The organism is Mangrovibacillus sp. Mu-81 (assembly GCF_036867415.1).
In the GTDB taxonomy this organism is placed as follows: Bacteria; Bacillota; Bacilli; order Bacillales; family Bacillaceae_B; genus Rossellomorea.
In genome coordinates this window covers 700,129-722,790 of the sequence record NZ_JBAJHU010000002.1, presented here as the reverse complement: position 1 = coordinate 722,790, position 22,662 = coordinate 700,129, and the positions used below count along the sequence as shown (strand labels likewise).

The 22,662-nt window shown below is 45.0% G+C and carries 28 protein-coding genes and 1 pseudogene; 23 read left to right on the top strand and 6 right to left on the bottom strand.

Annotated elements, in window-relative coordinates:
• Window positions 1-257 precede the first annotated feature (257 nt).
• Window positions 258-1,160, bottom strand: coding sequence for a Gfo/Idh/MocA family protein (locus V6B33_RS07165; RefSeq protein ID WP_334217048.1), 903 nt, complete (start codon window positions 1,158-1,160; stop codon window positions 258-260).
• Between the two features lie 324 nt (window positions 1,161-1,484).
• On the opposite strand from V6B33_RS07165, the pseudogene zupT reads away from it, so the two are divergent.
• From zupT to V6B33_RS07150, 3 genes and pseudogenes are all read left to right on the top strand, one after another.
• A pseudogene (gene zupT / locus V6B33_RS07160) lies at window positions 1,485-2,282 on the top strand (zinc transporter ZupT).
• Between the two features lie 233 nt (window positions 2,283-2,515).
• A complete protein-coding gene (locus V6B33_RS07155; protein ID WP_334217047.1) occupies window positions 2,516-2,638 on the top strand; it encodes a hypothetical protein in 123 nt (40 codons plus the stop codon).
• 419 nt (window positions 2,639-3,057) lie between these two features.
• Entirely contained in the window at window positions 3,058-4,368 is a 1,311-nt protein-coding gene (locus tag V6B33_RS07150) for a uracil/xanthine transporter (RefSeq protein ID WP_334217046.1), read from the top strand.
• An 88-nt stretch (window positions 4,369-4,456) separates the two neighbouring features.
• Here V6B33_RS07150 and V6B33_RS07145 read toward each other — a convergent pair whose 3' ends face one another.
• Complete coding sequence (locus V6B33_RS07145; RefSeq protein WP_334217045.1) at window positions 4,457-5,587, bottom strand: M14 family metallopeptidase; 1,131 nt, start codon at window positions 5,585-5,587, stop codon at window positions 4,457-4,459.
• Window positions 5,588-6,165: 578 nt separating this feature from the next.
• On the opposite strand from V6B33_RS07145, the gene V6B33_RS07140 reads away from it, so the two are divergent.
• Both V6B33_RS07140 and V6B33_RS07135 read left to right on the top strand, forming a co-directional pair.
• The gene (locus tag V6B33_RS07140) at window positions 6,166-7,347 is read left to right on the top strand and encodes a ParM/StbA family protein (RefSeq protein ID WP_334217044.1); all 1,182 of its coding nucleotides are present in this window, start codon (window positions 6,166-6,168) and stop codon (window positions 7,345-7,347) included.
• Between the two features lie 9 nt (window positions 7,348-7,356).
• On the top strand, window positions 7,357-7,962 hold the full coding sequence (locus V6B33_RS07135; RefSeq protein WP_334217043.1) for a hypothetical protein: 606 nt from the start codon (window positions 7,357-7,359) through the stop codon (window positions 7,960-7,962).
• A 51-nt stretch (window positions 7,963-8,013) separates the two neighbouring features.
• On the opposite strand, the gene V6B33_RS07130 is transcribed toward V6B33_RS07135, so the two are convergent.
• Complete coding sequence (locus V6B33_RS07130) at window positions 8,014-9,348, bottom strand: APC family permease (RefSeq protein WP_334217042.1); 1,335 nt, start codon at window positions 9,346-9,348, stop codon at window positions 8,014-8,016.
• A gap of 137 nt (window positions 9,349-9,485) precedes the next feature.
• Between V6B33_RS07130 and V6B33_RS07125 the strand changes: the two genes are divergently transcribed.
• The 15 genes from V6B33_RS07125 to gvpU all read left to right on the top strand — a co-directional run bounded on the left by V6B33_RS07125 (window position 9,486) and on the right by gvpU (window position 17,399).
• Window positions 9,486-9,854 carry a DUF488 domain-containing protein gene (locus V6B33_RS07125; protein WP_334217041.1) on the top strand — a complete coding sequence of 123 codons (369 nt, stop codon included), beginning with the start codon at window positions 9,486-9,488 and terminating at the stop codon, window positions 9,852-9,854.
• Window positions 9,855-10,245: 391 nt separating this feature from the next.
• Complete coding sequence (gvpJ, locus tag V6B33_RS07120; RefSeq protein WP_334217040.1) at window positions 10,246-10,506, top strand: gas vesicle protein GvpJ; 261 nt, start codon at window positions 10,246-10,248, stop codon at window positions 10,504-10,506.
• A 42-nt stretch (window positions 10,507-10,548) separates the two neighbouring features.
• Window positions 10,549-11,028 (top strand): GvpT/GvpP family gas vesicle accessory protein, encoded by a 480-nt coding sequence (gene gvpT, locus V6B33_RS07115; RefSeq protein WP_334217039.1) that lies wholly within the window; start codon window positions 10,549-10,551, stop codon window positions 11,026-11,028.
• A gap of 39 nt (window positions 11,029-11,067) precedes the next feature.
• A complete protein-coding gene (gene gvpQ / locus V6B33_RS07110) occupies window positions 11,068-11,559 on the top strand; it encodes a gas vesicle protein GvpQ (RefSeq protein ID WP_334217038.1) in 492 nt (163 codons plus the stop codon).
• Between the two features lie 23 nt (window positions 11,560-11,582).
• Complete coding sequence (gvpJ, locus tag V6B33_RS07105; protein ID WP_172253939.1) at window positions 11,583-11,843, top strand: gas vesicle protein GvpJ; 261 nt, start codon at window positions 11,583-11,585, stop codon at window positions 11,841-11,843.
• 85 nt (window positions 11,844-11,928) lie between these two features.
• Window positions 11,929-12,195: a gas vesicle protein GvpO gene (gene gvpO / locus V6B33_RS07100; protein ID WP_334217037.1), complete on the top strand. Its 267-nt coding sequence runs from the start codon at window positions 11,929-11,931 to the stop codon at window positions 12,193-12,195.
• Window positions 12,196-12,222: 27 nt separating this feature from the next.
• Window positions 12,223-13,140, top strand: a complete 918-nt coding sequence (gene gvpN / locus V6B33_RS07095; protein ID WP_334217036.1) for a gas vesicle protein GvpN — start codon at window positions 12,223-12,225, stop codon at window positions 13,138-13,140.
• Between the two features lie 17 nt (window positions 13,141-13,157).
• Window positions 13,158-13,922 carry a GvpL/GvpF family gas vesicle protein gene (locus tag V6B33_RS07090; RefSeq protein WP_334217035.1) on the top strand — a complete coding sequence of 255 codons (765 nt, stop codon included), beginning with the start codon at window positions 13,158-13,160 and terminating at the stop codon, window positions 13,920-13,922.
• Window positions 13,919-14,176 (top strand): gas vesicle protein GvpG, encoded by a 258-nt coding sequence (locus V6B33_RS07085; protein WP_334217034.1) that lies wholly within the window; start codon window positions 13,919-13,921, stop codon window positions 14,174-14,176. The genes V6B33_RS07090 and V6B33_RS07085 overlap by 4 nt, the downstream gene beginning before the upstream one ends.
• 10 nt (window positions 14,177-14,186) lie before the next feature.
• Window positions 14,187-14,993 carry a GvpL/GvpF family gas vesicle protein gene (locus V6B33_RS07080; protein WP_334217033.1) on the top strand — a complete coding sequence of 269 codons (807 nt, stop codon included), beginning with the start codon at window positions 14,187-14,189 and terminating at the stop codon, window positions 14,991-14,993.
• 74 nt (window positions 14,994-15,067) lie between these two features.
• Window positions 15,068-15,349 (top strand): gas vesicle protein, encoded by a 282-nt coding sequence (locus tag V6B33_RS07075; RefSeq protein WP_334217032.1) that lies wholly within the window; start codon window positions 15,068-15,070, stop codon window positions 15,347-15,349.
• Entirely contained in the window at window positions 15,309-15,599 is a 291-nt protein-coding gene (locus V6B33_RS07070) for a gas vesicle protein K (RefSeq protein ID WP_334217031.1), read from the top strand. Before V6B33_RS07075 ends, V6B33_RS07070 begins: the two co-directional genes overlap by 41 nt.
• Window positions 15,600-15,634: 35 nt before the next feature.
• Window positions 15,635-15,967 carry a gas vesicle protein gene (gene gvpJ, locus V6B33_RS07065; RefSeq protein ID WP_334217030.1) on the top strand — a complete coding sequence of 111 codons (333 nt, stop codon included), beginning with the start codon at window positions 15,635-15,637 and terminating at the stop codon, window positions 15,965-15,967.
• Window positions 15,968-15,982: 15 nt separating this feature from the next.
• Entirely contained in the window at window positions 15,983-16,846 is an 864-nt protein-coding gene (locus V6B33_RS07060) for a YtxH domain-containing protein (RefSeq protein ID WP_334217029.1), read from the top strand.
• A 160-nt stretch (window positions 16,847-17,006) separates the two neighbouring features.
• A complete protein-coding gene (gene gvpU, locus V6B33_RS07055) occupies window positions 17,007-17,399 on the top strand; it encodes a gas vesicle accessory protein GvpU (RefSeq protein WP_334217028.1) in 393 nt (130 codons plus the stop codon).
• A 145-nt stretch (window positions 17,400-17,544) separates the two neighbouring features.
• Here gvpU and V6B33_RS07050 read toward each other — a convergent pair whose 3' ends face one another.
• From V6B33_RS07050 to V6B33_RS07040, 3 genes are all read right to left on the bottom strand, one after another.
• The gene (locus tag V6B33_RS07050) at window positions 17,545-17,868 is read right to left on the bottom strand and encodes a hypothetical protein (RefSeq protein ID WP_334217027.1); all 324 of its coding nucleotides are present in this window, start codon (window positions 17,866-17,868) and stop codon (window positions 17,545-17,547) included.
• Window positions 17,869-18,543: 675 nt separating this feature from the next.
• Window positions 18,544-18,801: a GlsB/YeaQ/YmgE family stress response membrane protein gene (locus tag V6B33_RS07045; protein ID WP_334217026.1), complete on the bottom strand. Its 258-nt coding sequence runs from the start codon at window positions 18,799-18,801 to the stop codon at window positions 18,544-18,546.
• Window positions 18,802-18,878: 77 nt separating this feature from the next.
• Window positions 18,879-20,351, bottom strand: coding sequence for a phospholipase D family protein (locus V6B33_RS07040; RefSeq protein ID WP_334217025.1), 1,473 nt, complete (start codon window positions 20,349-20,351; stop codon window positions 18,879-18,881).
• A 175-nt stretch (window positions 20,352-20,526) separates the two neighbouring features.
• Between V6B33_RS07040 and V6B33_RS07035 the strand changes: the two genes are divergently transcribed.
• The 3 genes from V6B33_RS07035 to msrA all read left to right on the top strand — a co-directional run bounded on the left by V6B33_RS07035 (window position 20,527) and on the right by msrA (window position 22,634).
• Window positions 20,527-21,198, top strand: coding sequence for a haloacid dehalogenase type II (locus V6B33_RS07035; protein ID WP_334217024.1), 672 nt, complete (start codon window positions 20,527-20,529; stop codon window positions 21,196-21,198).
• 113 nt (window positions 21,199-21,311) lie between these two features.
• A complete protein-coding gene (locus V6B33_RS07030; RefSeq protein WP_334217023.1) occupies window positions 21,312-21,641 on the top strand; it encodes a CHY zinc finger protein in 330 nt (109 codons plus the stop codon).
• Between the two features lie 39 nt (window positions 21,642-21,680).
• Window positions 21,681-22,634 (top strand): peptide-methionine (S)-S-oxide reductase MsrA, encoded by a 954-nt coding sequence (gene msrA, locus V6B33_RS07025; protein ID WP_334217022.1) that lies wholly within the window; start codon window positions 21,681-21,683, stop codon window positions 22,632-22,634.
• Window positions 22,635-22,662: the final 28 nt, after the last annotated feature.

Sequence of the window (22,662 nt, the reverse complement as noted above, 5' to 3'; positions counted from 1 at the left end):
AAACAGTACTATTCAATTAGCTGCTTAATAAATAAGTGTTCAACTTTATGGGTCCAGTGCAGAACGCGACGAGGAGGCTCACGGGCTACCCGCGGAAAGCGAAGTCTTGCACGGAAAACATTAGCGGTATTCAGTGATCTTCACTGATAATGTTCGCCTTTAGGAAGTTGTTTTTTGTTTTGTCCCAGCCTCTGAATGTAATTATGCGCGATAAGTACCTCTTCCAATCGGTTCTCCATTCTGGTGCCACGCACGTTTCATGCTTCGATTTCTTTTACAATCCGCTCACAAATCTCATGGGTGGTCAATGAGTCGCGGATCGATGGATCGGGCGTTGTGCCGTTTGCCACACAATCCAGGAAATGGTGGCAGAGCTGATAGAATCCACGTTTATACAGGGTCGGCTCCCAATCGCCGAATTTGGTGATGTTGATTTCTTTGTCGTGGTAATGGGTCGTTTCGACAAGACTGTCGACAACAACTTTATGATGTCCGGCATGATACTCAATCGTTTCTTCTGTCACCCCGCCGTTTCGGTTCATTATCCCAATTGCGGTGCAGCCCTCTCCGAGAAGCTGGATAACAAGATGATGCAGTTCATCTCCATTTTTCAAGCTTTCCACTCTTACGTCTTTTACCTCTGTATCCATCAGGAACCGGAGCGTGTCGATGACATGGATGAAATCTTCGACGACAAATCTCCGTACATGTTCGGGGGAGGCGAAGCGGTTTTTCTGCATCAGGATCAAACTGGCTTTTCCATGATCTTTCAGTTCCTTTACCTTTGGAATGAAGCGTCTGTTGAAGCCGACCATGGCGACTTTGTTTTGCTCCTCAGCGAGTTTGACGATTCTTTCGGTTTCTTCGATGTTCATCGAGATGGGTTTGTCGATATAGACATGGATCCCGTTTTCAAGCAGTCTTTCCGCCAATTCATAGTGTGCTTCCGTTGCGGTGCTGACAAATGCGGCATCGATGTCTTTTGTGATTAGTTCCTCGATTGATTGAACTTTTTCCTCGATTCTATATTTCTTTGCCAGTGCGTTCAGTGTTTCCACATTTCTTGTACAAAGGACGAGCTCGATTCCTTCTTTTTCTGAAAGTACAGGCAGATACGCCTTTTTGGCAATATCGCCTAAACCGATAATGGCTATTTTCACTTTGAATCACCTCTGTTGTTCTTTTCTTTATTCACCATCGTACAGGTTTGTCGGGGATTATTCTATTTTGAAAGATCGTCAATCAAAAAGTTTGGTAAACCGAGACGCTTTAACATGACGTGTGTTATCTCTTTTTTAGCCGAATAACCCTGCTGGCATGCCATATAATATAATTGAAACAAGTAGCATCAATCGTGATATCGTCTATCTATGATGATGTTAAGGTCGGAAAACGTATTGGTTGAATACAATCCTTTAAAAATAGGAGGGAGAGAAGTACAATAAGAGCTAGATTACATACGTTTAGGATGAAGGAGAAAATATATGGCTGAAAATGTAATATTGGCATTCGGATTGACCTTGATGGCGGGACTTGCAACCGGAATCGGCAGCTGCCTCGCGTTCTTTGCCTCGACGACGAATACAAAATTCCTTTCGATTTCGCTCGGCTTTTCGGCCGGGGTGATGATTTATGTATCGATGGTCGAGATTTTTGTGAAAGCGAAGGATGCACTTGTATCTGCCATGGGTGTGACGCAGGGAAACTGGATGACCGTTGGGGGATTCTTCGGCGGGATTTTGTTGATCGCCATGATCGATAGATTGATTCCGAAGCAGGGAAATCCCCATGAACTGAAGAAAGTGGAGGACATGAACCAGCCCGGGAATGCGAAGTTATTGAAGATGGGGACATTCACCGCGCTTGCAATCGCGATCCACAACTTCCCTGAATGAATTGCCACGTTCACATCGGCGCTGCAGGACCCTTCACTCGGGGTTGCCATTGCGGTGGCGATCGCAATTCACAATATACCTGAAGGGATCGCCGTTTCTGTCCCGGTTTATTTTGCTACGGGCGATAAGAAGAAAGCCTTCAAGCTTTCCTTCCTATCAGGATTGTCGGAGCCGGTCGGGGCAGTTGTGGCCTACTTGATATTAATGCCTTATCTGAACGATATCATGTTCGGGATCATCTTCGCTGCAGTCGCCGGAATCATGGTATTCATTTCGCTCGACGAACTTCTCCCCGCTGCGCAGCAGTACGATGAAGCCCATCTGTCCATTTACGGTACGATTGCCGGTATGGCGGTGATGGCAGTCAGTTTGTTGCTGTTTATTTGAAAAATGTCGCTGGTGCGGGGATCGTTCCTGCTTGAGTGGAAGTGGTTGGCAGATGAGTGCCCCGTTGAGTCTAGTCGGCGGGGTTTTATTGTTGGGTTGGCGGTTTGAGCTGGTGTGGGATGTTTTATTTTGTGAAGGTCGGCCGTTGCGTGGAAGGATTTGGATAATTTTGTTAAAATGCAGAATTGTTGATCGTTTTGGCAGGATTGTTGTTCAAATCGGGTGGATTACGCGTGAAATTGAAAGGATTAATGAACAAGTTGATAGGAATAAGTGTGAAACCGGCAGGATTATCCTCTGAATCGGCTGAGATCATTTCAGCTGCGAATCCGTCAGCTGTATATTGGGATGAATAACTGCTCCTCGATTGAAATAATTGGTATAAAATGTTAATTGGCAAAATTAAATGTAATTTAGGCAAGAATAATGTCTATTTCGGCTAGAAAAACCACGATTCGGCCAGATTACAGCCCGAATCGGCAAGATTATCCATCACAACGGCAAGAATACGGGAAACGTGTTGTCCCAACCGGCTGGCCGTTAACGGAATTCATCACTAAAGTCGTAGCAAGTGTCCAGTCCACTGATTTATTTACGGTTTCTAATAGGATTACGACCAGTTTCGTAGAATACACTTAGAGGAAGAGCTTGTTTTCTACAATACATAGTCCACCAGTCTGATCGCAGACTGTGCATATTCTTTTTTCAAAATACAGTATTATATACTCAACAAATTTTGCGAAAAGAGCCTTATAGGTTAAGAGGAGGGGACAACATGAATCCATTATCAAGAGCCGAAACGGCTTTTTCATCTTTGCAATGGCTTTTTTTTATTTTTGCCAATACGGTTGTCATCCCTGTTTCGATCGGGGCGGCTTTTGAGCTCCCTTCTTATGAAGTGGCCGTGATTCTGCGCACTTCTCTTATTTTCACGGGAATTGCCTGTATGCTTCAGGGACTGTGCGGGCACCGCTATCCTTTGATGGAAGGGCATTCGGGGGTGATGTGGGGTGTGGTGCTGAACTTGTGTGCTGCTGCACCAACGCTTGGAATGAGCCTGACGTCTGTAGGCGGAGGGATTGCGACCGGGATGCTGTTGTCCGCTGTTGTGGTGCTCGGATTGGGAGCTGTAAGGCAATTGTCCGTGATACGGAAGATCTTTACGCCGATGGTCATGAGCGTCTATTTATTTCTGTTGACGTTTCAGCTTATCCTCATCTTTTTTAAGGGGATGTTTACTTTTTCGGACGATGGGAGTCTGGTCATTCCTGTCAGTCTGTTTTCTATCCTTGTGGTGCTCTTGGTGGCGCTTCTGAAGATCAAGGGAAACCGGTTATTGAGCAATTTCTCGATCCTGATCGGCATTCTGGCAGGGTGGATCGGCTATGTGCTGCTGTTTCCTTCCGAACGGACGGCAGGACCTGAATCGGAAGGGGCTTTCTTCTTGTTGTTTCCTTTCGGGGAGCCGAATTTGAATGCGGGGATTGTGTTCGTTACATTTATTGCGTGCATGATGAACCTGAGTAATGCGATCGCTTCCGTCCAGGCGGCCGCTCAGCTTTTTGAAGAGCCTTCTTCCGAGAAGAGGTTGAATGCATCGTATTTGTTATCGGGGATGTATTCTATTGTAGGTGCTTTGTTCGGTCTGATACCTTATGCACCGTATGCATCATCCATCGGATTCCTGGAAAGTACGAGAATCCTCCATTTGCGGCCGTTTCTGATTGGCGGGGCACTTATGTCTCTTTTGGGGATTATCCCGTTCCTTGGTGACACTCTGGCCGATATGCCCATCACGGTGGGGAATGCTGTACTGTTTACAGCTTATTTGCAGCTGTTCGGCACGTCATTAAAAAGCTTGCATGGTACCGTGTTCAATTCTGAGACGATTTACAGACTGGCGGCTCCGGTGCTTGTTGGGATGTCCATTATGAATATGGACCCCGCAGCATTCAGCAGCCTTCCGGTTTTCTTACAGCCGATTGTGTCAAACGGGTTCATTGCAGGGGTATTTCTTTCAGTGGCGCTTGAGAAATGTGTAAGATGGGATCGTTATGATGAGGAAAAAAAAGCAAAGTCTGCCTGAAAGGGGTCAAGTGAGGGGAGGACATAGCTTACCAGAATATCAATGTTATAAAAGCTCCCGCCTCAAACAAGGACGGGAGCTTTCATCTTCATCTATTCTTCACTATTTCTTCTTCGCCCAATACCGCATCCATTGCCAGGCGTCCTTCGTTCAATACGGATTTTTTCCACTCGTCATTCAGAGGGTAGAACATCTCCCTGAATTCAGAAAGGATCCATTCCCGGTCATCCTGATTTTCGGCACCTTCCCAGTACAGGTGGTTTTCAAGGACGATTGTCATGAACTCTCTTAATTCGGCTTTTTTTCCGGTTCCGAATGTACCGAATTCAAAGAGGGCAGAAAATAGATAGGTAGATGGGTATTGCTCGTTTTTCAGTTTGTGAAAGTGATTGGTAGAATCGCCTTTTACCTTTTCCGGTGTAAATTTTTGGATATTATTCAAGCCGTATTTGGCTTTTAGCTCCTCTTCGCTGCGTTCATCCTCTGATGAAACGACCATGGTGACTTCGTTGGGCGGTCCAAGGGCTGTATGCCAATCCATATGAATGACGCGAGGGTAGTCGGATAACAGCTGTTTTTGAACCCTTTTCAGGAAAATTGTCGTTTCTTCCTCTTTTTCCCCTCCATAATAGACGCCTCGTCCGTATTCGAACTGTCCCATCCCTTTTGCCTCTTTGATCGCACTATACCCTTCTGATGCAAGGGCTTTAACAAGCTGTGCCTGCAGTTTTATTCTTTCCTTGGATAAGTCCGTTATTTTCCCGTCAGAAAGGAATAATTCACTTTCTTTTTCATAATTCTTGTTTACATCCTGAGGAACGGTAGAGCGGTTATATAAGTAATTTCGATTTAAGTCGACATTATTTTCTGTGACCCTGCGGAAGTTTCTCATCCCCCAGGGGTTGAGGGCGTGAATGAGGCAAATGCCGGTTGTCGCGGGATCGATGCGGTCCAGATATTCTTCTGTCAGTAAGTGAATCATCGCGGCGCCGGCATACCCTTCTATCCCGTGTTCCCCCGTTGTGAAGAATAATGTTTGATTGTCGGTGTTTACCGCTTTCGAGGAGATCATATCGATGGTGTTATCTTCTTCTTCCCCTATAGATACGGTCGTAAGTTCTGCATCTGGCCATTTTTTCTTTATTTTCTCGAGATGCCCGCGAAATGTACTTCTCGATTGTTCATAGCTGCTCGGAAAATATCCCTTTACTTCATTCATTGATCCATTCACCCTAATCTGTTTGTTTTTTAACGATTTGAAATTCTTTCCCCTTACTCTTTCCCGTTTCATTAGTTCATAAACTGAATCTTTTTTCTGTATTCCATAATTTTCAATTGATAGATAGGGTGTTTAAGAGAATCGGATTGTACTATTTTCCATACAAATACTGAATGTTTACAAATCTGTATACTTGTACACATAAATGTACACAATTGTAGACAAAAATGTATACAAGTATACAAAAGTGTACACATATTGATATGAACGGATGTATTCACATTTGTATACAACGATACAAAATGTATACAAAATAGGTCAAACATTACATTTGTGTGATAGAGTTGAAAGTAGGATTGACCGGAGATGCGAAGTGATTTAATCTTTCATTAAGAGTTTAAATTTTTTGATAAATTTTTACTTGGGCTGTTTTCTTAATGATTGCTGATTTATGTCTTCATCTGCGTGTTGGAGAGAACTTACTCAGCTTAATAGAGATATGGACATACAATCGAAAATACCCAAGTTTGGTATTTTCATATGAAAAGAGCCTACTTATAAATGAAAGGATGATTTTTTTGACGAACTCTCGAATTGCTGCAATTGATGTAGGTAACGATTCTCTTAAAGGTGTTTTTGGAAAGATGGACAGTGAACTGAATATCCCGAATGTGATTGCAAGGGATATTGAAGATCGTCCGATTATTGGAATCGAGGAGTTGGACAAGCAAGATCCACTGGACGGTATACATATTCGTGTCCACTCCCCTGCCCTTCAGGATAATAACGCAATTTATCGTGTGGGTAACTTAGCGGCGAAAAGCAATAACTCGACTGAACTGGATCCGGGCAGCAGTAAATCAGAAGAAGATCAGACGCTGATCATGCTGTTTGCTTCTTTAGCATTGGATGCAGCTGAACAGGATACTGCTTTTAAAAAGAATAATAATGTCATAGAAGCGAATTACACACTTGGTACGGGACTTCCGCTTCGTGAAGTGAAGGAAGGGAAGGATGTCGGTTACCGTTCTAAGCTTCTTGGATCTGTGCATCAGGTGGAATTCCTGGTGACACCGCGCCATCAAGGCATCAAGGTGAACATTAAATTTGAAGAAGTGAAAGTGTATCCAGAAGGATTCGCTGCCTTCATCAACCTTGTGATGGACAATAACGGCAATATCATCAATAAAGACCTGATCGACAAGCGTATCCTGATTCAGGATATCGGCGGACTGTCAACGGATATCGCTGTGATCAAGAATCGTAAAGTAGATGACGACAAGGCGCAGGGCTTCAACCTGGGTGTGTCTGAATCACTTGAGTTGATCCGTGAAGAAATCCGTTCCAAATACAGCATTGAACTGGACAGCCGCCGTGATGTAGTTGAAATCATCACGAAGAAAAACGACCGCAATCATATTATGGTCAAAGGGAGCCGTACAAGCGTGCATGAAATTGTAGACCGCATCCTTGTCGAACTTGCCAAGAAACAGTATCGTCACCTTCGCAATATGTGGCAGAAGAACTCCCAGACGGAAATCTGCTACTTCATCGGCGGCGGTTCAAGCGTTCTGAAGGAATATATCAAGACGCTTAACAACAATCTTGACGGCTACAATATCGATTTCTTTGAAGACGAAAATGAAAGCATTTGGATGATGGCGAATGCATATTACAAATTAATCGCTGATTTCTCAAGAAAGAATCAAAAGCAGGATCATAAAAAAGAAGATGAGAAAAAATTAGCGAAGACCAAATAGGGTGATTTTATGAAAGAAAAGGGGATGTCAAGGGGGCAGCCGATCACATTTCGAATCCCCTCCGATACACCTGATCACATACTGAAGCATTTGCAGAAGTTAAAGGAAACGGAAAAGCGAAATTTCTCCGGGAAAATCGCCGAACTTGTCGTGAATGGGGTCAATGATTCCGTTTCAAGGCAGCGGGAAGCAATCACCATCCCGCTGCCGAGGGGGCTGGATAAGTCCCAGCGTGACTGGCTGAAGCATGAGCATTCCGAAGCTTTACTTGGCAGTATTGTGTATCAGTTGTTAACAAATCCTGTCCGTACCGCTTCCCTCCTCGCTTCATTAAGCAGCAGTGCCCTGGATATAGATGAGGCACTGTATCTCCAGGAAGAAACTGCAGCGGGTGAGGATTCCGTTTCCTCGCGGGAATGGTCGATCGATTCCGTGATTGATGACCAGCCTGTGGAGCCGGCAGAAGAAGAACGGACGCATTCAACAGATGAGGATCTTGATGACTTCGATTGGGATCGTGCCATGAAGTCCAGTGATCCGGCAGAGGAAGAACAACCGAAGGAAGAATCGATGGAAGACTTGCTCGGTGACTTCCTTTCACAGATGAATAAATGATTGAAGGCCCGTCCCTCACCGCATTAAATTGGTGGAGGGACGGGCCTTTCTTTACTGTTCATGGGATGTGTGTGAATCGTCTTCTTCCGGGTCACGGTTTTTAAGGAAGAAATGTTCCCCGGTAAAGATAAGGATCATAAAGACGATGGATATGCCGACTACCAGCAGGTCTGATTGTGCTTTTACCCAAACGAACGCTCCAAGGACAATGGCGTCAAGAACGAGTGCTGTCAGGACAATGACTGGGTTGGCATCCACTTTACCGCGCAGATGCTTAAACACGCCCCAATGGACCATCATATCCATCACAAGGTAAAGGATGGCGCCCATGGAAGCGATCCTGCTTAAATCAAAGAATATGGTCAGTGCCATGGCGGCGGCGATCGTGTAGACGAGCGTGTGCTTCTGAATGCTGCCCGGCATGCCGAAATGCTTATGCGGAATCAATTTCATATCGGTCAGCATGGCGAGCATGCGGGAAACGGCGAACACACTGGCGATGATTCCTGTTATCGTAGCGATGATGGCAATGATGACTGTAAACCAGAGTCCTGCACCGCCGAATGCCGGTCTGGCCGCTTCAGCAAGCGCATAATCCTTCGCTTTGATGATTTCTGTAAGAGATAAGTTGCTTGATACAGCCCATGCCAGCAGCAGATAGACTGCCAGACTGATCAAAATCGATATCGTAATCGCTCTCCCGACATTCTTCTTCGGCTGCTTGATTTCCGATCCGCTGTTTGTGATGGTCGTAAAGCCTTTGAAGGAAAGAATCGTCAACGCAACGGCTGCAATGTAACTTGCAGTCGAGGGGTCTGGCGGGTTCGCTCCTCCCTCTGCCGGTTGAAATGTGAATCCGACAACCCATAAACCGGCAATGGCAAATACGGCCAGGCCTGCAATTTTAATGAGTGAGGCAATACTTGTGAAGGTCTGGATGAAACGGTTGCCTGATATGTTCACCAGGAATGCAAACGTCAATAAGCCCACACCCAATAAGGGAATGAGGTAATTGGACTGCTCCCCATCCACCAGCTGCAGTGTATAGGTACCGAATGTCCTTGCCACAAGACTTTGATTGATGACCATCGAAAAAGCCATCAACAGTGCTGCAGAAGCGGTCAACGTCCCTTTCCCGTACGCTTTCACCAAAAACATTCCGATCCCGCCTGCGGAAGGATATTCATTACTCATTTTCACGTAAGAATATGCGCTGAACCCGGTCACGATTCCCCCGGCAATAAAAATAAGCGGGAACCATGCGCCTGAAAGTTCTGCCACCTGGCCGAGCAGGGCGAAAATACCGGCACTGATCATCACCCCGGTTCCGAGTCCGACTGCTCCTGTAAGCGATATGCTGTCTTTCTTATAATCTGATTCTGACATGTTTTCACCTCTCCAGTTAGAATTGCTAGAGTATGTATTTTGTATACCCCGAGAGTATGCAGTTAAAATGCAGAACCTGCTAAAAATCGTTCAAATCATCCGTTTCCGGGTATAGATAAACGAAAGGAGTGAATGACATGCCGGTAGAAATAAAACGTGCATATGAAGAAAAGTCCGATGGAGACGGCGTGCGTATTCTCGTCGACAGGCTTTGGCCGCGGGGAAAATCAAAGGAAGAACTCGGGATTGATCATTGGATGAAACAAGTGGCTCCATCACCGGGTTTGCGCAAATGGTTCGATCACGACCCTGATAAGTTCAATGAATTTAAAGAGAAATATAAAGATGAACTCCACAACGATGAAGAGAAAACTGAAGCCTTGGAAGGATTAAAGAAGATTGTGAAAGATCATGACAAGGACGTAAGCCTGATTTATGGCGCTAAGGATTCCACCTGTAATCATGCGATTGTATTAAAGGAAATCCTCGATCGGCAACAAGTATAGCAAAGACGACGGGGCGTGTGCAGAATGGTGTGGTGCACACGCCCCGTCTTTCCGTCATGCCCTCCTCCTCCCCCCTTTGTGAACGGTTCGACCTGAAACAAAATTCATCGAAATGTAACATATTTGTATTAATTGTTTTTTGTTTAAAGAATCAAATCGGAAAAACGTTGAAACCCCTGCCATCACATTGTTACAAACACCCCTTCAAACCAATAAACAAGTATAAATTATACCAGTTATTTTCAAGTATTATCCAGCCGTGGTTTTGAGCTTTGGTTAAGGAGGTAAACACGGTGTAAACAACTTCATACTACCGTCGTGAATTGGACCTTTGAGAAGCCTGGGTTTAAAAGTTGGATCAGGCAACTTCTATTAAGAGAGGAGTGAAAGGATGAGTATTCAAAAGAGTACGGACAGTTCCAGTCTCGCAGAAGTCATTGACAGGATTTTGGATAAAGGGATTGTGATTGATGCATTTGCACGTGTTTCTCTTGTCGGGATCGAAATCATCACGATCGAAGCCCGGGTGGTCATCGCAAGTGTGGATACTTGGCTGCGCTATGCTGAAGCAGTCGGCCTCCTCCGTGACGAGGTTCAGGAAGAAGGTCTTGCCTCACAGAGCAATGAAAGAAACAAACAATTCAGCATTTAACCGTGCATAAATATAAAAGTTAAATAGAAAAGAGGATGAAAGATGGCAGAAACAAAGAAGAAGGAAACGAGCAGGAAACAGGAAGAAACGAAGGACGCTCAAAGCCAAGATGGAGGACGGACTCCGATGAACGTGAACTACGCCATTATCGGCGGTGTAGTCGGAGCCGGTGTCGGGCTGCTCAGCCATCCCGGAACGGGTAAAAAGCTGGCGGGCAGCCTGGGTAAATCAGAGGTCATGCGAATCGCGGGGAATGAATTGCGCCGCACCGCCCAGGAGTTCATCACTGAACAGGCGATGATCACCTTAAGGCAGACGGCAACAGGGTATATGAGCAAATATGAAGACGGCTTACTGCCATTCACTAAGAAAAAAGAAGAAGAGGAAGAGCAGCAGGAAGAATCCTCTTCAACGCAGCAAAACGACGAATTGGAAGAAATCAAAGAAGAAAACAAAAATCTCAATGAGCGATTGGATCGAATCGAAGAAATGCTCAGCAGTCTCGTGGAATCCAAAAAATAACGATTCAGCATCGGCGGGCGTTTCCTAAGGGGGAATGACATGAGTAAATCTGCAGCAAAAAAAGCAGCCGGCAAAATGGCTGAAAAAGTAGTCGAGCACACCCCTGAACCAGTTAAGGAAAAAGTGAAGGATAAGGTCAAGGAAAAAGCCAAGGAGAAATTTGTTGAAGGCGTCCAGGACAAAGTTGAAAGCGGCATTCAATCAAAAGCGAAAGAAGCTTCCGAAAAGCTTGAATCGGCTAAAGAGAAGAATGCCGATAAGGTACACACGAAAGCTGAAGAAGCGAAGGAGAAAGTGCAGGATGTCCTGCTCTCGGTCCGGGAAAAACTGGGTAATGCCAAGGAAGCCGGTGAAGAATTTCAAAAAAAGATTTCTTCATCGAACAAAGACAAATCCAGGCTCAAAGGAGTCTCGGATTTAAAAGGAGTCAATGATATCAAGAGCTCGAACAACATCAAGAGTTCCACTGACATAAAAAGCTCGACCAATATTAAATCATCGACAGACATCAAAACCATCAGTTCAAGATAGCAGCTTTGAAAGGAGATTTACTAATGGCAATTCAAAAGAGTACAAACAGTTCAAGTTTAGCAGAGGTTATTGACAGAATTCTGGATAAAGGGATCGTCATCGATGCCTTCGCACGCGTTTCAGTAGTGGGGATCGAAATTCTGACTGTTGAAGCAAGAGTGGTCATCGCAAGTGTGGATACATGGTTGCGTTATGCAGAAGCAGTCGGTCTGCTTCGCGATGAGGTGGAAGAAAACGGCCTTGCAACCCAGGAAAATGAAAGAAGTTCACAATTCAGCATTTAAGCCTGACCATAAGGGAATGGTAAAAAGGGGATCTCCTGCGGATCACCCTTTCTCCCATTTTCATGTCTAGCGTAAGGAGGCATTTATGAAAATCCAAGAGATCATGGCGAATGTATCTGATTTCTTCAATGAGCATGTTGCGCCCGTCCATAAGATTACTTCGGTTGAAGTAAGGGAAGAAGAAGGATGGCGTGTAATCGTTGAAGTGATTGAAGAAAAAGAATACATGAAGAAATATGCAAAGGACGAAATGGTGGGCACGTACGAAGCCCTGCTCGATAAAGAAAAAGAAGTGATTTCGTTCAAGCGGCTGGATATCCGGTACAGAAGCGCGATCGGACAGGAAATGTAGGGCAAGTGAGTAGGAGGGAAAGCCAACGTGACAGTCTTACGGAACAATATCAAGAAAGACAGCAGGGCATTAATCCAGGATGAAGCAACGAAGGAATTGATGACCCGTTCGCTGCACTATCTCAAAGCTGGTTATCCCGTACATTTCACAGGACCTTCCGGAGCAGGGAAGACCTCCTTTGCGCTCGCTTTAGCCAAGAAAAGAAAAAGGCCGGTCATGCTCATACACGGTAACCATGAGTTGAACAACAGGGATTTGATCGGTGACTTTACGGGTTATACCAGTAAAAAAGTCGTCGACCAGTATGTACGCTCTGTTTATAAGAAAGATGAAAGTGTGACAGAGACGTGGAGGGACGGTCGTCTCCTGGAAGCGGCTAAAAACGGCTATACTCTTGTCTATGATGAATTCACGAGATCACAGCCAACGACCAATAATATCTTTTTATCCATTTTGGAAGAAGGAGTCATCCCGTTATACGGAACGAAATTAACGGAACCGTTCGTTAAGGTCCATCCGGAATTTTCGGTCATTTTTACAAGCAACCCTGCAGAATATGCAGGTGTTTACGATACACAGGATGCCCTGCTGGACAGGATGATCACCATCCCGGTAGATTTCATGGACAGTGAAAGGGAAGCGTTGATCGTATCGGAGAAAGCGGATCTGGTGATAGAAGAAGCAAGGAGCATCACCTCGATCATTTCACGATTGCGTGATCAATGTACAAAGGAGAACGAACACGGGCCAAGCTTGCGTGCATCGTTGATGATTGCAAGGCTTGCCATTGAATTGGACATTCCCATAGATGGAGAGAACGAAGAATTTCAACGTCTATGTGTCGATATAGCGGGGAACAGCATGACACGCGGCATAGAAGCCGAGAATCCCGCAGAAAAAGCGGAACAGTTGATAATAGAGTCATGCAAAGACATGAACCGATAACAAAGGAGAGTTTTCCCATGAGCCAAGAGAATGGAATCTATATATTCTGTGCAATTCAGACGGATAAAGAGGAACAGTTCGGAACAGTGGAGCTTGAAGGGGAGACGCGTGAAGTCTTCACGATCCAATACAAAGATGCAGCCATGGTGGCAGCTGAAGTACCGATGAAGATCTACCATCCTAAGAAAGACAATCTGCTTATGCATCAGGAAACGGTATCGAGCGTGATGAGCAGGAATGATACGGTTATCCCGATCAGCTTCGGGAACGTTTTTCAAAGCGAAGACGATGTAAAGGCGCTGCTTGAAAACCTTTACCCGCAATTCGAGAAGCTTTTCCCGGCAATCAAAGGAAAAATCGAATTGGGCCTTAAGGTCATCGGAAAGAAAGAATATCTGGATAAAATGGTGAAAGAACATCCGGAAATGGAAAAAATGTCTTCCCAAGTGAAAGGCAAATCCGAATCAGCCGCCTACTACGAACGTATCCAGCTCGGGGGCATGGCTCAAAAGCTGTTTGCCTCACTTCAAAATGAGATGAAGCAGGAAGTATTTGCACCTCTTGAAGAAACGGCGGAGGCAGCAAAAGCAAACGAACCGTCCAGTGAAACAATGCTTCTGAATGCGGCGTTCCTGGTCGATCGCGACAAGGAAGAATTATTTGACCAGAAGGTGAATGAAGCACATGAAAAGTGGAAGGATAAGGTCGACTTTCATTACAGCGGACCATGGCCGGCATATAATTTCGTCAATATCCGCTTAAAGGTTGAGGAAGCCGGATGATCCATAAATTGGTGAGTGCACCAATCAACATGGTCATTAAGATCGGAGAAAAGATTCAGGAAGAAGCCGACAAGGAGCTTTACGACCTTCCTACCATTCAGCAAAAACTGATTCAGCTTCAAATGATGTATGAACTCGGGGAAATCCCGGAAGAAGCCTTTCAGGAGAAGGAAGACGAACTGCTGGTACGATATGAAATCGCGAAGAAACGTGAAATGGAACAATGGGAAGAAATGACGAAGAAAAAGGAATGAGGGTGAACGAATGAGCGATTTACTTTATTTATACGGCTTGATCCCAACGACCGAAGCAAATGATCAATCGCTTCCCTCTATAACAGGTTTCGATGGTGAAAGCGAGCTTTACACCATCCCGGTTGGTGACGTGACAGCCATTGTGTGCAATCTTGATTCCGGCAAACATACGGAAGTGGAGTTAAAGGATAAGATTGAAAATGATATGGAATGGCTGCAGGAGAAAGCCTTTCATCATCATGAAACCGTCTTGATGGTTTCTAAAATGTATACGATCGTCCCGTTGAAGTTCTGTACGCTTTACAAAAGTGAAGACAGCTTGAAGAGCAGCATTGAAGGCACCCGCAATAAGCTGGAAAGCACCTTCAAAAAGCTGAAAGGGAATGAAGAATGGAACGTGAAGATTTTCTGCAATGATAATCAGCTCAGGGAAGAAGTGAGCGATAGCAACCCCGCTATCGAGGAGAAAAGAAAAGAGATCAGCGAGCTGCCTAAGGGAAGACAATTTTTTGAAAAGAAAAAAATAGATCAGCTGATTGATCAGGAACTTGAAAACGAGAAAAACCGGATCTGTGAAGAGGTACACGAAAAGCTTAAAGAAAAGGCGCTCGAAGGCAATGTAAAGAAGAACTGGGGCAAGGATGTCACCGGACGAAAGGAAAATATGGCCTGGAACTCCGTGTTCCTGATCGCCGTAGATCAAGTGGATGACTTCATCGAGGAGGTGAACCGGTATAAAGAAGAACTCGAGAAAACAGGTTGGAGCTTTGAAGCTTCCGGACCATGGCCGCCTTACCATTTCTCAAGTTTTTCATAAAAATTGGCTGTTTCAAGAGTGTACCCAGAGGGAAATTAGTCAATATGGTAGCAAATAGAAAGGGATTGTGAGCTATGACAGTAAGAGAATCGATTGAAAACAAGGATATTGCACTCATAGATATATTAGACGTGATTCTCGATAAAGGTGTAGCCATCAAAGGAGACCTGATAATTTCGATCGCAGGTGTCGATCTCGTCTATTTAGACCTCAGGGTATTAATTTCCTCGGTGGAAACGCTGGTACAGCATAAGAACGGCACCCGGAAGGAAATCAATTCCGAAAAGCTTGATAAAGAAAGGGAGGAACTCATCCATGCAACAGGCCAGCCAGACAAATGGGCGCAGCAGGATTAATTTCGATTCAGATAATCCTGAGGATGGATTAGCACAGCTTGTCCTCACCGTCATTGAGTTAATCAGACAGATCGTTGAAAGACATGCCATGAGGCGTGTGGAAGGCGGTACCCTTACAGATCAGCAGGTGGAAGATCTAGGGGTTGCCTTGATGAACCTTGAAGAGAAAATGGAAGAATTAAAAGAAATCTTCGGTCTTGATGCTGAGGACCTTAATATAGATCTCGGGCCGCTGGGAAGTCTGATGTAATCACTTCCTGACTTGAGCCAAAGGAGGACAACGATATGGCTATGGAACATTCCATGCAGTCAAATACGCTAGTGGATGTTTTAGAGAAAGTCTTAGATAAAGGAGTTGTCATCGCAGGAGATATCACGGTCGGGATAGCAGATGTCGAGCTGTTGACCATCAAAATCCGTTTAATCGTCGCTTCAGTCGATAAGGCAAAGGAAATCGGCATGGACTGGTGGGAAAATGATCCTTACCTAAGTTCCAAAGCGGCTGACAACAATACACGGGCCCTTGAAGCTGAAAATAAAAAGCTGCAGGAACGCCTGGAATCACTCGAGAAAAAGATGGACTCAAATCGGTTGAAAACTAGTAATCAATCAAACTAATCGGAGGTCTTAACAATGGCAGAGAAAAATTCAAAGGTTGAAAACACAACAGTAGAGAATGATACACAGGATAAAAACGCAAAGAACGATAAGAAAAAGAGAATGAGCGGCCCGATCAGACGCACAGTCGCAGGAAGTGTGCTCGGTGCCACCGTCGGATATCTGGCAACTCCGGAAAATGGGAAAAGGCTGCTTGATTCAATCGATCAGGAAAAACTGAAAAGCAAAGGGCTCGATTTCGGAAAAGCAGCCAAGGAAAAATCAAGAAGTGCCGTTACCTCATTGAAATCTTCAACAACAAACTTATTTAAGCGTGATAAGAAAGAATCGGATGACTCAGAAGAAGAAAACGAAACAACATTAAGCTCAAGTCAATCTGAAGAATCAAACGGGGACAACGATAAGGACAACGACTATGAATCTCTTAAACAAGAAAACGAAGAGCTTCAGAACCGTCTCCAAAAATTAGAGGATATGCTGACAAAGCTGACTGAAGATGACGGTGATGACGAGGAAGAAGATGAAGATGAAGACGAAGAAGTGAAGGCAAAAGGAAAAAAGGGTTCAGCTAAATCTTCCAAGAAGGCAGAAGAGGAAACGGAAGATGATTCTGACGATGACGATGAAGAAGAGGAAGACGAAGAAGAGTCAAAGAGTGAGAAAAAATCTTCGAAAAAGAACGAAGACGACGATGGAGACGAGTCTGAAGAAGAAGATTACGATGAATCTAAAGAAGATAAAAAACAGAGCAAATCAAGTTCATCCAAGAACAAAAAGCGTTCAACACGCAAGTCATCAAAATCAAAAAAATCAGCAAACAAAGAAAATGAAGACGAAGAGGGAACAACGCTTTCCAGTGATGACGACACATCTTCATAATAGGCTGTATCCGCAAAAAAATGGTGCGTATCATACTAGCGGAACGCAGATACATGCTGTTTGAAAAGAGCGCGTGTACGCCCTGCATTCTGTATACTTCATAACGTACGAAAAGCTGGAAAACGGCCTTTTACCAGACAGCCGGAAGGGAGAAGTGAATATGAGCTCAGAATCTAAAGATAGTATTCTGGAATTCTTTGTACAAGCAGCCAATAGGCATGACTTTACGTTGGATATAACACTCAATGTGAATGGATCGGTCATTTCAGGCACCCTCGTCTCCGCAAAAGACTACTTCGACGCTCTCAGTGAAAACTTTGAAGACGGCAGTGATGTTGCCCAGAAACTGAGCGACGAACTGGTCAAAGCAGGGGAAACAGTCGAAGAAAACAACAGTACTGAAGCCAATTTCATTCACATGAAAAATACGAAAGTATACTGCGGAGACAGTAAAGCCACTCCATCCAAAGGAAAAATCCTGTGGAGAGGCAAACTGAGTGAAGTTGACGGATTCTTCCTGGGGAAGATATCTGAATCGAAGAGCAGTAAATAAGGAATGCCCGGAGATCTGTCTCCGGGCATTTGTACGTTAGGAAGCTGATCATGGAGCTCTCATTTCGATCCATGGAGTGGCAGTCGGGTCAATTCGCGCCCCGCCAGTTGAAGATCATGATATAGTGTGTCACCCGGCTTGCGGATCACCGCATATTCACGTCCTTGATTGTACTGACTTTATTATTGAGAAAATTGATGTGCACGAATGAATTCTCCGTATCGCCATTCCATATATAACTTACTTGATGGGCTTTCGTCCCGGATTTGCCGTTATCCCCCTGCTGCTTGCCTTCGCCCCCGATGATGCCGACCACTTCGTCGAGCTCCATCCCCTTATTAATTTGCTGTAATTCCTGCAGGGTGATCTCAGGGGTGTTCACTTCTTCATTAGCCCCGGAACTGGAACAAGCCGATACAGCCAAAATCAGGCTCCCACCGATGAAGGCCTTTAGGAATGTTTTTTTCATGTGTGTCCTCCTGTTTCGTTCTTTTAGTAATGGAACGGAGGGAAAGTGGAATTTGTTTCGTTTTGTTTGAATTTTTAAAAGGAATAGAATCAAGGGGATTATTTCCCGGGTGCCGGTTTAGAATTTTTTCCCTTGTGCAGCGCGGCCGAGCATGAAAGGTATTGATTGACGGAGATATAGTAAAATTTGGTTCATGTTTTCTTGGTGTGTCCAGCGGGTAAACAGTAAGTATCAAAGGAGGTTACCTTTTTATGAAACGTTTAATTAGCAGACTGATCAAATGGGGACCTATTGTCTACCCAATCTATAAAAAGTACCGCAATAAGAGAAAATCCCGTAAATCGATGACGTATTAATTAAGAAAAGCAGCCTGAGGGCTGTTTTTTTGTTTGGTTTTGGACGGGATTAAGGTATTTCGGAATGGCAGGATGGCAGTGGGGTTGTGATTGGCAGGTTATATTTTTAATGGCGTCGAAGGGTATGATTCATTTATTAGAAATATGAACCACTTCCGGGATATGTGGTCCATTCTGAACCTTTTATGAGCCATTCTGTAAAAATACGATCCATTTTTCAAATTCATGATCCTTTGAGAATGATTCTAATGTAAGAAAGTGCAAACAAAAAAACCCCTTGAGAAATCCTTCTTCCTCTCAAGGAGTTTTCAAATCGTTATTAATGAGACGTTTTTCTCATTCCTCTCAGCAGTAAGCTTAACAGGAATACGAAGATGATTGCCCCGATCAGTGCCGGGATGATGGCGATTCCTGCGAGTGTTGGTCCGAAGCTCCCAAGCAGTTCTCCGCCGATCCATGCTCCGATGATACCTGCGATGATATTTCCGATGACTCCGCCGGGAACGTTTTTACCGAGAATCAAACCTGCTAACCAGCCAATGATTCCTCCAACGATTAAATATAAAATAAAACCCATAATTATACCCTCCATTTGTTTGTATTGTATGAAATGCTGTTAGGTTACTATTTCCCGTTTTAACGGGATGTGAAACCTCAATAAGTGGTCACTTGGAATATTTTTTGAAGAAAATACATGATGTATTTAAACGCAGGAAGTTTGTCCTGATACTTTTTATACTCCACTGTATAGATGCCGTCTTCGTTATTCCAGACCCGTTTGAAATAGTCGTCCACCGATTGGATGAATTCACTCTCATTTGTTGAGACGAGCTTGATATTCTCTTCAAGATTGTAGTCATCGAGATTCCGAGATGTGTAGTTGGTGGATCCCCCGATGACGGTGGACTTTTTCTCCCCTTTGACATAGATGAATTTCGAATGGTATTGTTCTTTGTTCGTGTCATACCAGCGAATCTTGATGTATTTCTTGTTCAGATTGTGAAGTTCGGAAGCGATCGGCAGGTTGGGAAGCCCGATCTTCTCCTGACCGAATGCGTTCTGGTTCGGGTCTAATATGAGTCTGACCTCCACTTTCCGTTCCGCTGCATCTTCTATGGCGTCGATGATATCCCTGTCGGCTAAGTAAAACATCCCGATCCAGATTTCGTCTCCGCTTTCAGCCTCGTCCATAGCCTTGACCACGTGATCCTGCACTTTGCTCTCGGTGAGAATCTGCGCCTTCACATCAGTGCCTTCTCCGGAACCGGAAGGCTTGATCGATTGTTCAAGCTCTTCGTTTGTCGGAAAAGCTTTTTCATCCCCGTCGGAATATGCAGCCACCGCTCTTTCTGCTTTTACCATATCCTTGAGGATATCCCCCTTTACTTTAAAAGCGATATTGGAGTGGAATCCGCTCGCGTCGTGGGGGTTGGCTGACAGAATAAGGCCGGCATCCTCTGTGATGACGACTTTTCTATGATTCGCTTTCACATTCAGTAATTTCAAATAAGACCGTGCCGTCACCTTTGGGGCAGAAGCGGCCATCGGGTTCGGCAGCCAGCCAATTCCTTCCTGTCCGAACCAGCCGAGGGCTGATCTCCAGATTCCTGAATAAATGATGTTCGGATCGCGCAGCTTATTCAGGTTGGAATAAATGACTTCCGCCCCCAGTTCCTTCAGCGGATCAATCTGATCGGCAGTATGGGAACGGTAGGTTGTATTGATGTGATCGGTGATGAAGACAACCTTTAGGCCGGGTTTTTCTATCATTTGATCTTGGATGGCCTGTTTCAGTTTCTCACTAAGTTTCGGGAAGGGACGGGAGCCGTCCGTGTATCCATTGACGAGAAACAGGTCCAGTACGAGAAAATCGTCTGCTTCTCCGATCGTTTTGTAGACTTCATCAAAGATGGAGTGATCATACACTTCCTTGCCGTTTATGTCATAGGTAAGATCGTATAAAAATTCCACATCTTTTTGAGGAAGGGTGTATACTCCTCCTTCGTACGATATCCCCGGCGGAAGGGGTTTTACCCGATGGTAGAGCATGATGGCGGACAGGATCAGGATGACTGCCCCTCCGATCCACCAGCGTTTCTTCTTATACCACTTTTGCTTCTGTTCCAATTGAATTCCCCTGTTCTTCTCTATTTTTAGTTACTATACCCTGTACGGTGGAGAAAGAATCCTGTTTGAAACGTGATACTGAAGTATTTATTGAGGGAGCCAAGGGCTATCGATTTGTAAAAACGGGTTTCTCCTTTATCATAAGAATAAGAAATGTTCTAAGGAGGAAGCGGTTATGTCCCATTCTAATTTCAAAGCATTTGTATTCGATGCCTATGGTACGCTGTTCGATGTTCATTCTGTGATTGAGAAATGCAATGAATTGTATCCCGGCAAAGGGGAAGCAATCAGCAGGGTATGGAGACAGAAGCAGCTGGAGTACAGTTTTTTGCGGCAGTTGATGGGAAAATATGCGACTTTCCTTGCAATCACCAGGGATGCCCTTCATTATGCATGTAAAGAGGCGGGTGCCGAGCTTACGGAAGACACGGAAAAACAATTGATTGATTCGTATCTGAAGCTTCAGCATTATGAAGAAACAGAAGAAGTATTGAACAAACTGCAGACATACCGAACGGCGATTTTCTCCAACGGTTCGTTCGATATGTTGAATCCTCTAGTCGATCAATCGCCGTTTTCATCGTTACTGGACGAGGTTCTTTCTGTGGATGAAGTAAAGCAGTTCAAACCGACGCCGATGTCATACCAGCTGGTCCTTGATAAGCTTGGTGTCAGAAGAGAGGAAGTCCTGTTCATGTCTTCGAATACATGGGATATCGCAGGAGCAGCAAGCTTCGGCTTCTACACCGCCTGGATTAACCGCCAGGGAAAAGTAATGGACGAACTCGGTGTCAAACCTCACTATGAATACGGGGATCTGCGGGGGATACTGGCTCACGTGGAATAAGGAAATGGATATCAGCCGTCCCGGTTGGTATCCACTTTTTTTACCCGTGACAGGTAAATGCGACTTTGGTGGCGAAAAAGTAGAAAAGACCTTATAAAAAAGGAGGTGGGGGAATGGTGCCAGAACATTTGTTGGTTAAGGGAGTAGATGTTGATTCAAAAACGAGATGCCGCCATTATCATAGTGAAAAGGATATCATCGCAATCAAGTTCAAGTGCTGCGATACCTATTATCCTTGCCATCTATGCCATGAAGAAACGGCCGGCCACAAACCCTTGCGCTGGTCGAAAGATGAATGGAACGCCAAGGCTGTGTTGTGCGGGGAGTGCAGGAATGAACTGACGATTATTCAGTACATGAATTGCCAATCAGTATGTCCGTCTTGCAAATCCTCATTTAACCCGGGTTGTCAGACTCATTATCATCTTTATTTTGAAGGGTGAAGGGGATGAATGTTCCACGTGAAACGAAGGAGTGATGACATGACACAGGAGAAAGCGACGTTTGCAGGCGGGTGTTTCTGGTGTATGGTCGAGCCGTTTGACGAACGGGAAGGCATCATCGAGATCCGGTCCGGCTATACCGGGGGTGTGACGGAGCATCCTTCCTATAAGGAAGTGATTTCGGGAGACACGGGACATGTGGAAGCAGTTCAGATCCTATTCGATCCGGATGTGTTCCCGTATGAAAATCTGCTGGATGTGTTTTGGCAGCAGATCGATCCTACTGATGCATCCGGCCAGTTCAAAGACCGCGGTCAATCTTATCGAACCGCCATTTTTTATCATGATGAAAGACAGAAGCAGCTGGCATTGAAGTCGAAGAGGGAGCTTTCGGAGAGCGGCAAGTTCAGAAAACCGATTGCGACGGAGATTCTTCCTGCCCGCGCCTTTTTTGATGCGGAAGAGTATCATCAGGATTTTTATAAAAAGAATGCCTTCCGGTATGCGTTGTACAGAAGAGGTTCGGGAAGGGAAGAATTCAAGCGGGAACACTGGCCGCAGGACCGGACGCATTTGAAAGAAAAACTAACCGGTTTACAATATTATGTCACTCAGGAAAACGGGACCGAGCCGCCATTTGAAAATGAGTATTGGGATAATACTGAAGAGGGATTATATGTCGATGTAGTGAGCGGGGAGCCGTTATTCACTTCGAAAGATCAATTTGACAGCGGCTGCGGATGGCCGAGTTTTACGAAACCGGTGATGGATGCGAGTGTGAAGGAGCAGTTTGATCTCTCCCATAAATCGACCAGGGTGGAAGTGAGAAGCAGGGAAGGCGATTCCCATCTTGGACATGTATTCCCTGACGGACCGGGTCCCAAGGGCCTCCGTTACTGCATCAACTCTGCGGCACTCAGGTTCATCCCGAAGGAACGACTGGAAGCGGAGGGGTATGGTGACTTCTTGATCTTGTTCAGAGGTAAAAAATAAACGTGTCCGCAGAAAGAAAGCTGCGGGC